Source organism: Chitinivibrionales bacterium, from assembly GCA_014728215.1.
GTDB lineage: Bacteria > Fibrobacterota > Chitinivibrionia > Chitinivibrionales > WJKA01 > WJKA01.
Genome location: WJLZ01000084.1, coordinates 25,092 through 39,209 on the forward strand (window position 1 = coordinate 25,092; position 14,118 = coordinate 39,209).

Consider the following 14,118-nt stretch of genomic DNA (forward strand, 5'->3'; position numbering starts at 1 on the left):
ATCACATCCACCTGCATCATATCACGGTACAATTGCTCGGATAGTGAATGGTGTGATCAACCGATACACCGTCATCCTCATTGAATCAGGAGGCTTAGAAATAATACCCGAGGTTAACATTGAAACGATGGTTCCAGGAGGCATCTTTAAGCCCCTTACCAAGACCGGTTCCGAAACTGTTTGTCAACCAAGGATGATTCACCCCGCTGGCAAGATCAATATAAGTATAGATCGGCCCTGCGGCGACCAGGGCACCAACCGTATTCTGCATGGTCGGTTCAAGGGGTTCTTTTTCATTGGTGATCGTATCGTAGATGCCTTCTTCCATTTTGTGTGTATAAGTGAAATCATCGTAGACGGTAACGGAATTAAAAGGTCCCTTTTCGATATTGAACGTGTATCCTGCTCCGCCGGTCACCATCAAGGCCTGGGCAGCTACAGGATAGGTTCCAGAACCATAGGCGCCCATCTGGACAACATTCGTTTCGGTGCTGTCATCGTTATCAATCATATGATTAAAATAGACAGCATGAGCTTTGAGATTCAGGTTATGGATGTTTGCATCGATATGGAGAGCGCCGGCCAGATGAGTACCGTTTTCATCCAGAACAGAATTGTACAGCATTCCAAACTGTCCCGAAAGACCGACTTCGGCATTCACCGGCTCCCCGGCGCCAACGGTATAAGCGGCACGGATATTGGCCTGGTTGCGTTCACGAATTGATGCGCCTTTGGCTGCATCGGGAATGATATCATAGGAATACCGTCCTGATCCACCAACTCCGTAGGACGGCCCCTCAGGAGCAGGTCCAGCCGGTTCGGGCATATAAAAATAGGCAAAATCAAGGTCGAGCTTTTCGGTATTGTATGAGAGTTTTAATCCCATATCATAATCGTCTTCAAGGCCGGCGTAGTAGGCCGTGGAAAACCACCAGCTGTGTGATGCGTAGGTCAAATCTCCAAAGGGAACCTGTGTTACACCGAGTTGAAGACCGACCTGTTCGTTAAAATCATAACCGATCCATCCGTGATGGATGAAATGAGTAGCAAAAGTCGGATAGAAACGATACTCAAAATTAAGTTTCATGCCGCCTTTCTGCCCACTCACATTAAGACGCCAGGTATCCCAGGTTGCCTGTATATCATTACTGGTAATCTCATCATCTTCAAACATTTTCACAAAAATGTTATATCGAACAGCCCCGCCAACAGAAAACCCTTCTTCTTCCGCCGCCGAAACACTTGACGATACTATTAAGAGCAAGAATATAATTGACCAAAAACCTGAAACAATATGGGCCTTCATAAAAACCATAAAATCTCCTCTTTCCGGAAAAATGGTGAAAAAAAATATGTCTCATTTCGATATGCACAACAAAAGTGCCTCGAAATAAAACTAAACCTGATTATAGTAACGGATTATTAGAATAATGAAGAATTGAACTTGTTGCGGCTTAATTCAAATCATGCCAGCCGATTTCCGGCCATAAATAAAGCAAATTCCTCTGTTACCTATCCAACTTAAAGCTGAAAAAGATTGTGTATTTTCAGCACAAAATAAATTCATATAGTTGAATGCATTTCTGACGATCATACTCTACGCTCCTTTCTCGATCTTGCTGCTCAGTCAGAAATCGACTTTTGTTTTTAGGGTAGTATATGAATGTTCAAGTAATAGACAAAATAATGTCCCTATAAGAGTATTTTCAAAAAATATGGGATTTTGATGCACAAGGGAGAGTAATGTGGTAATAAGAGTGGTATTTCGGCAGTTATGTTTCTAATTGTTGCAGACGAGCAGGCAGGTAAGATCAAAAAAGCTGTTAATGACGGGATGTTGTTCGATTATTTTTGAGTGCTTCCATTTCTGAGGTTAGTACATTGCTCAAATAGCGGATTTTGTAGGTTTTGGCTTCAATAAAAGCATTGAATTCTTTAGGATTTGACAGGGCTTCATTGGTTTCATCACTTAAAAGTTTCTTTATCCGTTCTGCTTCCATGATAAATTCACTTAAAATAGATTCAATCTGCTGCGGCAGAGTAAGATTGTGAATATCCTGTACCCGTTTCATCGCTTCGATACATTGAACGGTTATTACAGCACCTTCAGACCGAGAAGAAGTGCCCTTCCCGATATCTTCAAGACAGGAGATAAAAAAATTTATAACATTCTGCGAACGAATCAGTGCATTAAGGTCTGGTGTGGGAACAACAATCGCATCGACAACAAAGCTTTTGCGATTCCTTGTTTCATAAGAACTGCGCTTGTCGGTATTCTTAAGCATTATCGGGGCCGAGTTGTGATAAGTTTATATATATGGTACTATAATAACAATATAACTAAAAAATTACATTTATACAAGGAATCAACACAACATCCGAATACCTCCAATCGGAATCGACCAGAAAGGTCAAATTATTGCTGTACACTGATGTTTATTTATTTTTTCCCGAGGCGATCCGGGAGACTGTTTTGATAAGTTCGGTAATATTGTAGGGCTTTTGTATAAAAGTACAGGCGCCGTCATTAATAACTGCCTGTGTATCACCATCAAGACTGTATCCCGAGAAAAGGATAACTTTTGCCAGGGGATTAATTTTTCTGATTTTGCGGAATGTCTCTTTTCCGTTAAGCTCGGGCATGATCATATCCAGAAGTATGACATCGATATTTTCCCATTCATTCTCATAAACAGAAAGCGCTTCTTTCCCTCCGGAGCATGACATGATATCGAAGCCTGCTCGGATGAGCACTTTTTCGGCACTGAGCCGAACCACATCTTCATCATCAATTATAAGTACTCGGGCCGGATGAGTCGTTTCATCATGGATTTTTGACGGCCCTGAATTTGCCGGCACATTACACAATGGGATATATATTTGAAATTCGGCACCTGCCTCAGGTTCACTCACCACGCATACGGCCCCATGATTGCTCTCGACAGCTCCGTACACTGCAGCCAGGCCCATACCAATTCCTTTCCCTCGCTCTTTTGTAGTGAAAAAAGGCTCGAAAATTTTGCTTTGAATCTCTTTTTCTATCCCTTTTCCGGTATCTGCAACAGAAAGCATTATATATTCACCCGGTGAATCAGCCAAGCTTGGTGATGGTGATTTATCTTTACTGATAGTTGTGTTGGCAGTTGAAAACCTGAGAGCCCCGCCTTCGGGCATGGCATCCCGTGAATTTGTAGCAAGATTTATCAATATATTCTGAAATTGAGCAGGGTCACCCTGAATCAGAGCTTTCTTTGCATCGAATTGACGATCGATTTTAATACGCTTATCGAAAGTGTGGCTGAGAAGCGATATAACATGGTCGATTACTGAATGAATATCAACGACTGTTGATTGTTGTTTACCTTTTCTGGCAAATGAGAGCAACTTCTCGATAAGTTCGCCGCTTCGCTGTGCAGCAGTTACAACAGTGTCGGCAAGCTCGTAGAGTTCGCTTTCTCTGGTTAGTTCCAGTTTTATGATATCGGCACAGGAGATTATTCCTGTAAGCTGATTATTAAAATCGTGAGCAATACCACCGGCAAGCTGGCCTATGGCCCGCATTTTCTCTGAATGTAAAAGCTGCTCTTCCCGTTGACGAAGTTTCTGGGTTCTTTCTTCAACTATTTGCTCCAGATTTTCATTTAATGATCGTATCTGCTGTTCGGCAGCTTTTCGGTCTTCTATCTCCCTGGTCAATTTTTCATTGTCCTTTTTTATAATATCAAGCAGCTCAGTAAAATTTTTTCGAAAGACGATACTGATAAAAACTCCAATCCAGATCAAAATGATGGATGTTGAGAAATGATGATGGGCAGCAGCTATATCAGTAATGCTTTCTACACCAAGGGTTTGTCTGGGAAGTATCGTAAAAATCGGGCTGAACCACGCGATAAGCAGAAGGCTGGTTGTTGCTATCGCTCCCCATAACACCGTCTCTTTCATGGTGAGAAAAACACCGCAGATTATTATTCCTACAGAAATCGCAAACGTCGAATCGTTTATATGGGAACATGATAAAAAGATCAGACAACCGCTGATTATAAGCATAACAAAGAAATGTACGGCGATCCGCAAGTAGCCTTTTCGAGTCAAAAAGCATGCAAATGCGGTAAGAGCAAAGAACAAGCCCTCACTAAAAGCCATAACATTCCATCTAAAAAATATGAAGAGAAAGACAACCGGCAAGGTAAGAAATAGTTGAATAGTACAGAGAAGACGGTAAAAGATATTGAGCCGGAATTCAGTTTCCCGGGATGAATGTTCTATTTGAGGAATAAGTAAAAAATTTATTAGCTGTTTCATACTACCTGTTTGAAATCAGACATTAGTCTTTGTCAATTTAAAATAGATATTACTGCAGGCGCTGTCAATATTTAATTTTCCTGCCGGAAATTTATCACCTTTATTGTTTATGAAAACCATTGATTTCTTCTGGTTGGCACAAACCAACAATTATGTGTCCACTAATATTCTACAGCAATGTGTATTATGCAGCTCTATTCGGTAATATATTTTAACCCCGGTACTTCAGAACCATTATCAGGAGAATTACATGGCTGATTCGAAATCAGTATCTCGATTCATTCAAGACAAACTATTCCATCTGTGCACAATTACGGCTCCCCGCCCTGTTGGATCAAAATGTAACCAGGAGGCTGGTGAGTATATCGAAACGATTCTGCTCCAATCCAGTTTTAACGTTTCCCGTCAGACGTTTAATTGTCTCGATTGGATTAGCGAAGGCGCTGAGCTTGTTATTGACGGTTTATCTTTTGAAGTGCAGCCGAGTCCCTATTCGTTGGGCTGTGAAATCTCCGCCGAATTGATAGTGGTATCTACTGTCGAGGAACTGGAGAACAGTAATATTGAAGGGAAATTGCTGTTACTTATGGGCGATATTGCCTCGGAACAGCTTATGCCAAAAAATTTCGTTTTCTATAATCCCGAACATCATAAAAAGATTTATGGACTCCTCGAAAAGAAAAATCCCGCAGCTCTTATCACCGCAACAGCCAAGAACCCTGAAACTGCCGGAAGCATGTATCCCTTTCCACTTTTCGAAGATGGTGATTTTAATATCCCATCGGTATATATGAAAGATATCGAGGGAGAGAAGCTTGCTTCCTGTTCAGATAAAATTATCACACTAAAATCATCAGCACAGAGAATACCATCAACCGGCTTCAATATCTCTGCAGAGCGAGGCTCCGGCGAAAAGGGAAAAATCCTGTTTCTCGGCCATTATGATGCCAAAGAAAACACCCCTGGTGCGCTGGATAATGGAACCGGCACCGCAGTACTGCTGGCCCTGGGGGAGCTGCTTAAAAACTATGATGGTGATCTGGGCCTGGAAATACTTCCGGTAAATGGAGAAGATTACTACAGTGCGGCAGGCCAGATGAAATATCTTGAACTCAATGAAGGCAAAATAAGTGATATTGTATGTGCGGTAAATATCGACGCTCCGGGTTATATTAAAGGAGAAACTCACTACTCCTTTTATGAATGTCCCGAAACTATCCAGCGAACTGCTCATCGGACCCTCGGCAATCGACCGGGCATTCATGAAGGTGAACAATGGTTTCAGAGCGATCATATGATATTTGCCCAGAATAAGCGCCCGGCCATGGCAATATCATCCGAACATATGGCAATGATCTGTTCTGAAATCGCTCATACTCCTCACGACAACCTGGAACTCGTCGATTATGATAAACTGGCGGAGCTGGCGCTGGGACTCAGGGATATGTTCCTGGGAATTGCAGAGAAGCATTAATCTACTTATTAACTCGAACACATGTGTTTTACTGTTAACTGCGATATTGCAGGAATTCAACTTATATTTAAATGAAGTGAAGTAGTGGTTACTCCCGCATTTCTTTAATTATCAAATCGATCTTTTTTGCCATCTTATCGGGAGAAAGAGGCTTTTGCAGGATATCGATTATGCCTTCACTGATCATTTCCTGAGCCTCTTTTTCGAAACTGTAGCCGGTAAAACCCAATGCATTGACATAGGGATTTATTTTTTTCATTTTTCTGAAAAGTTCATGGCCATTCATCACCGGCATAATCATATCTAAAACAACAAGCGTAACCCTGTCGAAATTTTCCCGGTAAAATTGCAATGCTTCAATACTGTCTCCAACCGCCGTAACTTTCATACCCAATTCTTTAAGGTATTCGCTGAGCGGATCTCTGACCGCATCTTCATCATCAACAACCAGAATATGAGACTGTTTTGTTTCCGGTGAAAGAATCAAGGTACCGGTTTTATCTTTTTGTACGACAGAATCGGTTGCAGGAAGATAGACATCGAATGTTGCCCCTCTGCCGGGGTTCGTGGATATATCGATGAAACCATGATGACTCTTCACGCAACCATAAACTGCGGACAACCCTAATCCTGTCCCTTTGCCCTTTGCCTTTGTCGTGTAAAAAGGCTCAAAAATGGTGGCCAGCGTATCGGGGGGGATACCAATTCCCGTATCGGTTATACTGATACAGATATACTGTCCAGGATTAATCGTAAAAAGCTTCTCGACCCCGATTTTTTCCATAATATTGGTGCCTCGTCGGCTTATTTTTGTTTTAAAGGTAAGAACACCGCCATCGGGCATGGCATCACGAGCATTCAGGGCGATATTGAGAACCATGTTCTGAAGCTGAGAGGGGTCACCGACCGTCGCAGGAGGGAAAGCATTCAAATGCTGTTTGACATTGATTCTTTTGTCAATAGTATGCTGCAGCATGGAAGCAACTTCACCGATAATCTGATGCATATCGACCGGTTCGGAACGATACTTTCCTTTACGGGCAAAAGAAAGCAAATGTTTTGTCAGGTCCCCGGCTCTGTCGGTAGCCGTCACAATCTCTTTGACATAATAACTTATCTGCTGGTCCTCTTTCACACTGGAAATAACCTATCATAAAGCAACAACATTTTCAGCTCTCTTTCCAGATAAAATAATAATAGCCTTGCATTTCAGAATGATTTGATCGAAATACAGGTAAGGGATCCATGAAAAACATTTCACTATACTTAAATTATCGAAAAGGGGACCGAGAAAGCCCTTTTTATGAAACAATGGCCCCAGATATACTATTTTATCTATAGACCAGTGCAATGCACTCTCATAATTTGTGTAAAATTTTGTAATAAATGTGTTCAGGAATTGTAATGGATGATATTTTTTCGGGTTTTAATACAGATAACCCGGCAGTTTTCATAGCAAAAGGAAAAGATCCTTATACTAATACCATAGAAGTCCTCTCAAAAATCGATTTATCGCCCGCAAGAGGAAAGAAAGTACTCCTGAAGCCCAATGCCGGCCGGATCGATATTCCTTCATCGGGGATTATAACAAATCCTCAGGTGGTTGCCGGTGCAATTGATTCGTTCAAGCAAGCCGGTGCTGAAGTTGCGGTGGGCGAAAGTCCTATAACGGGAGTCAAAGCATTCGATGCCTTTGAAGCGAGTGGGATCGCTGCTGTCTGCAGGGAACGCCAATGCCCAATGATTGATCTTGATGTTCGCTGGCCGGTTGAGAAGGATATTCCCGGCGGCATAGCTATCCGGAAAATAAAGGCCTGTGCCGACATATTCGACTTTGATTTCATTGTTTCGATTCCCGTAATGAAAATGCATATGCATACAGGGGTTACTCTTTCAATTAAAAACTTGAAAGGCTGCCTGTGGAGACGGAGCAAAGTAGAACTTCATATGCTCCCTGAAGTAGAGGGCAGTGATGAAAAGCCGCTTAATATCGCTATCACCGATATGTCTTCAATACTTCGCCCCCATCTGGCCATTATCGACGGTACTGTTGGTATGGAAGGTCTTGGTCCCAGTGCCGGTGAGCCTAAAGAGCTTGGTCTGGTCCTTGCAGGAACAAACGGGTTTGCCGCCGACGCTGTCGCGTGCCGCCTCATGGGAACTTCTGCCGATAATATCCCTTACCTTCGCCTGGCAGCACAACGGGGCTATGGACCGATTGATCTCAAAAAGATCAGTATTTTTCCCGAAAACTGGGAGACATTCATCTCTCCTTTCGCATCATCACCGGACATCATCTCAATAGATTATCCGAATATCGAGATCCATGATAAAAATTCCTGCAGCGCATGCCAGTCAACGATCCTTCTCTTTTTGAAGCGATACGGAAATATCATTTTTGACTATTTTGACTCAGACGAAATTCTTCACATTGCAATCGGCAAAGGTCATGATGACGTTCCGGATAAATGCCTTTGTGTCGGCAATTGCACCAGGGCACATAAAGAAAAGGGGAAATTTGTTCCCGGATGCCCGCCTGTGGGGAGTGCTATTTTAAAAAAACTCACCGGAATGACTCATTTGCCGGGAGAAATAATCAATACCTGAAACTTCCGGTTTAGATAAAAAAAAGCCTCGAAGAAATCCGAGGCTTTTGCAGTATTTATAACAACTCTTTTCGCTATTTAATCTCACACCCCTGTATCGTTATCGTCTGCCTGTTTTCTTTTCCTTCGGGACGAAACAGATAATAACCGCTGCTCGGAAGCTCCATCGTACTCATGTGTTCGGGATTCCGAAAAACTTTTCTTCCAACGATATTATAGACATTCAGCGGATAATGCGAAAAATCCTGAGTTTTAAATTGAGGAACGGAACTATACTTGACCGATGTCGCCGGTTCGACAAAAACAAACCAGCAGGATTCATTGAGCCCTACAGGAATATAATCGGCTCCTTCGTTATTAATAAGACACCACATGGAAAAGGATATTTCCTCGGTTTCCTCACCGTCGTTGGTGAATGTAGTATCAAATGTTAATTGTTTTTTAATGAGGTCGACTTCACCATCAATATAGTAATCAATATAAAAATAGGGAGTGTCGTTTTCGGCTATTCCTAAAACCTCAAATTCCCAGGTAACTGTTAACGGTGAGGGGCCCTGTGGTATGCAGCCGGGCTGGTGAATACGAACCTGAATCTGGGCTGAAGCTGAAACAACTAAAACTGAAACAAAAAATACTATAGCGGAAAAACTATGCATTCTCTTTCCGGTAAGAATTTTCATATAAACCTCCTTAAATTTGTTTAAAATAGCATTTGCTCCCTGAAACTTCCAAAAAAAAACATGTATTCAATTGCCTGCATTTTTATAAGTAAACTTTATTACATGCATTCCCTCCGAAACAGCCTCCTTTTGCAGGGATATAACAGCATTTGTGTTCGATTGTGGTCGTGTATATTCCGCAAGTTTTCTTCCCTTAAGATCATAGAGAGCAAATCCTGTCACCCCTTTTGGCCAATGGAATTTTTTGTCCCCGGAAATGAGAGAAAGCGACTTTTGTACTCGATTGTATTCTGCGGAGTTTTGGTGAAACCGGATCTCACGGGAGGCATTAACCGTCGAATCGGATACTCTTCCCCAGAAGTCTTTTGCCTGCACTTTATAACAGCCCATTTGTGACGGCCCCATATGGGCATAGATACCGGTAAGGAAATCAGACTGGTTAATTCTTTCATACAGACCGTCTTTGGTTTCGGAATAGAGCACTTCGTAAGTTTGAATAAACCTCGATGGCAGAGGATCCCAGGTAATGAGGAACTCATTGCCCTTATGGCCGTCAGTCTGCAGCACCCTGACATTTTGTACTACCGGCGGGACAATGCCTGGATCCTTGCATAAAAGAATCAGACTGGTCGCATCGAGCGGAAGATCTATTGTCGCAGAATATTCGTTATTGGCAAATGTTTCATCTGATGGCGGTTCCATATATTCGAGTTCCTGATTGTCCCATAGTTCCTGTAATTTGGCCGCATCAAAGGAACCGTTTGGATAGGTCTCCCATATTCTCCAGGGATTGGTATGCTCATGATCGATACGATAGTGAACCAGCTTACCGCTCGCAAAGGGTATGTTTTTTATTGTCAAATTGACCTGCTTATCGAGACTATCGACATCGCCGCTCAACCCTTCATTAAAAAGAATAATCGCAACCTGATTATCATCCCGTTTTGTGGGAATGATGCCCGACCCATTCATCGGCAGCTCCTCCTCAACCGCCAGATAGTTGTTTCCCAGCAGGGAGAGCATCACCATACAGTTATGGATCGGTTTTTTTACAAAGCTGACAACCATCGAATCACCGAACTGAGCGAGTTGTGTCCGTCTTTCCCAACTTGCCGGAAATGCATTATCCCAGCTTAACATTTCATAGTCCACCCCCATACTGTCGACAATCCGGTACAGGTGCTGATATACTGCATTACAAGTCCAGGCGGCATATACCGGTTTAGGGCGCCAGTCCATCTTGGTGGACCATCCAACAGCAGGATCACATTCGGTATTCATAAACGGCGCATTCTGAATATTCGGATAATTGCTTCTGATCCCGTTGATCAGATTAATTTCCTGATCGACCATGGATGTCACGCCGCCTTTGACATGCACCGATACGAAATCAAGACGGTTTCCGGTGTCCCCGGTAAAAAAATTCGTCCCATTGTTGCAATGGGCAAACAAGGTAGCAGTTGAATATTTCGACGCCGGGGCTGCAAGACGAAGGTGGGAATCCACATCTTCCATACCGGCAATACAGGCGTCATAATAACGGGGAAAATCCGAGGTATTCCACTCCCAGAACCCGGTACCGAGTTCATTCCAAGTCTCGAAATACCATGTCCGGACTTCATCCTGCCCATATTTATCCTGAAGGTGAGTCATTAGTGCGGCAATCATTTTTCGCCAGGCATGAACATGTTCATCCTGCGCAAAATCCCAGTCAAAACCTCCCGGCCTGCCCATCAGTTCCATAAAAGGAGTCATCTTGCTGTCATAATGCACCTGAAGCGCCGAATCCAGCCTTGTGAAATCATATTGAGGAGCCGTCGCCAGCGGATCGGAGCATTCAACCGTATGAAGCAAATAATGCAATCGAAGGTATTTCTGACCGTTATGGGGGATTGAACCCAGATACATCAGATTTTTCCACCACTGGGGGCTGAGAAGCCGTTCATTGATCGCATCCCGGTCATCCCGCTCCCTCCAGTTCTTGGGATCCGCTCCGATGCAGTTCCAGAATATCTTTAAATCGCCCTTCTCCTCTGCGCAGTCAACGGTAAAATCCAGTTGAGTCTGGCCGATCAATGAAAGCGGTAAAAAAAGTGCAAAAAATGTGGCTCTGCCTGCCCCACAGATTGAAAAGAGCGGCTTTTGTGTGCTGGTAAGCATTTTAACCCCCTCTATATGTTAAACGCAACAGCCCCATTCTAATATAATATAGCATTATTTTGCTGCAAAAACCGAAGTATATATTCAGATTATTAAAAAGAAAGATGGTATAAACCTAACATTTTCAGGAATGAAAAATAAGACAGGGGTACTGTGCGGATTTTGCAATAGTGGGGTTGTCAATTGTAATTCCGCAGAGACGGGGGTAACCCCGCCCCTGCGGAATCAATTATTAATAAGAACCAGAACCGGCAGTTGAATCCGGTAACGCATTTTCAAAAACAATCATCTTTCAACAATTACCTTCCGATTAAACAATTGATTTCCCGATTTAATCCGAAGGAGATATATCCCGTTGGCAAGGGCAGAGAGCGGCAGCATGTATGTTCCTGCCTGCACTCCGGCTTTTTGCATGATTTTCCTGCCATTGGGAGCAATGAGTTGGACCGAATGACTCCCCTCTTTAGCAAAGGTGATATCCAGAACATTTCGCGCCGCACGGACCGAAATGAATCTGTTCCCTTTGATATGCGACGGCGACGGGTATACGAGGGACGCTCCCGGAGGAAAAAGCTGAAATTCGGGAACCAGCGTGTAGTACTGTGATGGACTCTGCCATCGGAGCTGCACCCCTTTTTCCCGTCCACCGGGTAATTTGGAGTGTTCCATCTTGATATCATACGCAGTTCCTGCAGTAAGGTCGACAGTTCCGGTTGCCTCTTTTGTTCCGCCGGTCCATTCATCAATCAACTGCTGACCGTCAATCCAGAGCCTGACGCCATCGTTTGAGGTAGCATAAAAAGTGTAAGTCTCCGAAAAGAGCGGTACGATTTTTCCGGTCCACCGTACGGTCAGCGAATCGACTCCTATGGTTGTATCGCGAGTAATACTGTCTTCGGTATGAAAAACCGGCCATTCCGATTTGCCCCAGATAAAATTGACTTTTTCATCGATACGCGAAAGGGCGGGAGTTCCTGAAAAGGTAAGATTGTTGTAATACTCGCCCAAAAGCCCGGTCCCGTTTCCATGGTCGGCGGCAAAATTCATGGGGTCACGATTGCTTTTACCCATGGGCGTCTGCCAGGGAAAATCGGAGAGTACCCCGATCGCTTCGAACTCAATCATGTCATTTCCGGCCGCCACCGCCAGGGCCGCAGCTTTGTCGGCTACCGGATCGGGATCATTAAATTTCATTGTTGACGAAAAGCTTTTTGCCCCGAAATCGATACAATCGACAAGATTGTAGTACAAGTTCCCGGTCAGTGTATAATGGTCCGCATCGTCAAGATAGATGCATTGACGACGGGTATCGTGGGTCCAGTCGGCCAGATCGACCATGTCATGAAAACAATTGTGGATCAATGAACTGTTATGCCCGGTTCGCCAGGCTTCAAACGCGCCGACATCACGCGTGGTCCGCTGAACGTTTGAAATGAAATTGAAATTTATTGAATTATTGCGCGTGAAAACCCTGAGCGGTTTACAAAAAGGATCAGCTGAGCATGGTAATGGCACTCCCATCGGTACCCAGTGATTTCCTTTAGCCGATATGGCATAGCGCCGGCCGCCTTTTCCGCCCGTAATCTCGTTATGACAAATATCATTGTCTCCGCTCTGGTGCATCTGAACGGCAGAACCATTGGCAAGAAGCATTCCGAAATCGGTGAAAAAGTTGCTGACTACTTTGTTATGTTTATTATAATAAATATAAGGTCCTGTCCAGGCACAATCACCGGTCAGGTAAACGCCGACATAATTTATGCCTTCGATCCAGCATCCATATACGGTGTTATGCTGGGCATGATAGCTCATCATCACCCCCATGATTCCCGCATTGAGAATTTTGCAATATTTTACCGCACAATATTCGGCATTTTCCATATGGATAAGCCCCTGACGCATGTGATCGCCTTCACAGTTGCCCTCGCCGGGCTGATCGGAAGGATTATCGATCCGCTGCTTGTTACTCAATGCGATTTTCCGGCAATCGGAAGTTGACAATACCAAACCTTCAAGCACAATATGTTTGACAACTGACGATGTGGAACTTCCGAGAAATTCAATGACTCTGAGCATGGTAGCACCAACAATCACCTGATCGGCGATCGGCGTATTCATCGGACGGTAATACACATATCCATCATCGCTTAACGCCCATTCACCGTCTTTGTCGATAAAATCCTTTGATCCCTCAATGATGTAGTACCCACCATTATTATCGCCGTACGAGGAGGGATCACAGGTGACAAGCCGTGATGAAAAATTCACTTCACTCACCGGCCTGGCGTCGGGGAACCAGCCATTGGCGTCGCCCTGCACCCGTGCATAGCTGTAGTCCCATTGTGCGGGATATGACGAATGATACGTAAATGATGTTCTATCGAACCCTTCATATGCACCGTTTGCTGTCCCTGCATCATCGGCATTCGGGTGACGGGCGGGTTGAGCACGATAGCCGTTTTCCGAAAGAGTCCAGAATTCCCATCCGCTCTCGACCGGCGCCCGGTAGACATTATTGCCCACCGATTCCCATCCGGTAATCCGCTTTCCGCCGAAAATGTACGGCGTTTCGCCGGGGTAATTTTTGAAGGTGACCGGATTTGCTGCGGTGCCGTTATCCTGTTCGGTGAAAGTCAGAGTTGATTCGAGGAAATAGTTTCCGTCTCTGAGTATAACCACTTTTTCACCGCCACTCACGTCACGCAATACATCACGTGCCTTATGGAGTGTCTTAAAAGGGCTTCCTTCAGAGCCATCGTTACCATCATCACCGTCAGGAGCAACATAATACGTTATCCCCCATGAGGCTGATAAAAAACCCAATACAAGAATAGAGAGAAACAGACGAACCCCTCGCCCTTTACCAAATGATGCCATGAAATACCCCTTTGCTGCT

9 protein-coding genes are annotated in these 14,118 nt (G+C 44.0%); 2 read left to right on the forward strand and 7 right to left on the reverse strand.

Going from position 1 to position 14,118, the window contains the following annotated elements:
• Positions 1 to 94: 94 nt before the first annotated feature.
• The 3 genes from GF401_06165 to GF401_06175 form a co-directional block, all read right to left on the reverse strand.
• Complete coding sequence (locus GF401_06165; protein MBD3344628.1) at positions 95 to 1,315, reverse strand: hypothetical protein; 1,221 nt, start codon at positions 1,313 to 1,315, stop codon at positions 95 to 97.
• Positions 1,316 to 1,823: 508 nt separating this feature from the next.
• Positions 1,824 to 2,285 (reverse strand): hypothetical protein, encoded by a 462-nt coding sequence (locus GF401_06170; GenBank protein MBD3344629.1) that lies wholly within the window; start codon positions 2,283 to 2,285, stop codon positions 1,824 to 1,826.
• Positions 2,286 to 2,436: 151 nt separating this feature from the next.
• Complete coding sequence (locus GF401_06175; GenBank protein MBD3344630.1) at positions 2,437 to 4,302, reverse strand: response regulator; 1,866 nt, start codon at positions 4,300 to 4,302, stop codon at positions 2,437 to 2,439.
• Positions 4,303 to 4,552: 250 nt separating this feature from the next.
• Here GF401_06175 and GF401_06180 point away from each other — a divergent pair, with 250 nt between their 5' ends.
• Complete coding sequence (locus GF401_06180; GenBank protein MBD3344631.1) at positions 4,553 to 5,776, forward strand: M28 family peptidase; 1,224 nt, start codon at positions 4,553 to 4,555, stop codon at positions 5,774 to 5,776.
• Positions 5,777 to 5,864: 88 nt separating this feature from the next.
• Here the strand turns inward: GF401_06180 and GF401_06185 are convergent, their stop codons facing one another.
• Positions 5,865 to 6,911, reverse strand: a complete 1,047-nt coding sequence (locus tag GF401_06185) for a response regulator (GenBank protein ID MBD3344632.1) — start codon at positions 6,909 to 6,911, stop codon at positions 5,865 to 5,867.
• Positions 6,912 to 7,162: 251 nt separating this feature from the next.
• Here GF401_06185 and GF401_06190 point away from each other — a divergent pair, with 251 nt between their 5' ends.
• On the forward strand, positions 7,163 to 8,383 hold the full coding sequence (locus tag GF401_06190; protein ID MBD3344633.1) for a DUF362 domain-containing protein: 1,221 nt from the start codon (positions 7,163 to 7,165) through the stop codon (positions 8,381 to 8,383).
• Between the two features lie 73 nt (positions 8,384 to 8,456).
• Here GF401_06190 and GF401_06195 read toward each other — a convergent pair whose 3' ends face one another.
• From GF401_06195 to GF401_06205, 3 genes are all read right to left on the reverse strand, one after another.
• Entirely contained in the window at positions 8,457 to 9,062 is a 606-nt protein-coding gene (locus GF401_06195; GenBank protein MBD3344634.1) for a hypothetical protein, read from the reverse strand.
• Between the two features lie 66 nt (positions 9,063 to 9,128).
• Positions 9,129 to 11,222, reverse strand: coding sequence for a hypothetical protein (locus GF401_06200; GenBank protein ID MBD3344635.1), 2,094 nt, complete (start codon positions 11,220 to 11,222; stop codon positions 9,129 to 9,131).
• Positions 11,223 to 11,507: 285 nt separating this feature from the next.
• Positions 11,508 to 14,099: a T9SS type A sorting domain-containing protein gene (locus GF401_06205; protein MBD3344636.1), complete on the reverse strand. Its 2,592-nt coding sequence runs from the start codon at positions 14,097 to 14,099 to the stop codon at positions 11,508 to 11,510.
• Positions 14,100 to 14,118: the final 19 nt, after the last annotated feature.

Bases quoted from the DNA above. Each gene is read 5' to 3' on its own strand.
- GF401_06180 (MBD3344631.1), top strand. From the start codon at position 4,553: ATGGCTGATTCGAAATCAGTATCTCGATTCATTCAAGACAAACTATTC.
- GF401_06205 (MBD3344636.1), bottom strand. From the start codon at position 14,099: ATGGCATCATTTGGTAAAGGGCGAGGGGTTCGTCTGTTTCTCTCTATT.
- GF401_06200 (MBD3344635.1), bottom strand. From the start codon at position 11,222: ATGCTTACCAGCACACAAAAGCCGCTCTTTTCAATCTGTGGGGCAGGC.
- GF401_06175 (MBD3344630.1), bottom strand. From the start codon at position 4,302: ATGAAACAGCTAATAAATTTTTTACTTATTCCTCAAATAGAACATTCA.
- GF401_06165 (MBD3344628.1), bottom strand. From the start codon at position 1,315: ATGGTTTTTATGAAGGCCCATATTGTTTCAGGTTTTTGGTCAATTATA.
- GF401_06195 (MBD3344634.1), bottom strand. From the start codon at position 9,062: ATGAAAATTCTTACCGGAAAGAGAATGCATAGTTTTTCCGCTATAGTA.
- GF401_06170 (MBD3344629.1), bottom strand. From the start codon at position 2,285: ATGCTTAAGAATACCGACAAGCGCAGTTCTTATGAAACAAGGAATCGC.
- GF401_06190 (MBD3344633.1), top strand. From the start codon at position 7,163: ATGTGTTCAGGAATTGTAATGGATGATATTTTTTCGGGTTTTAATACA.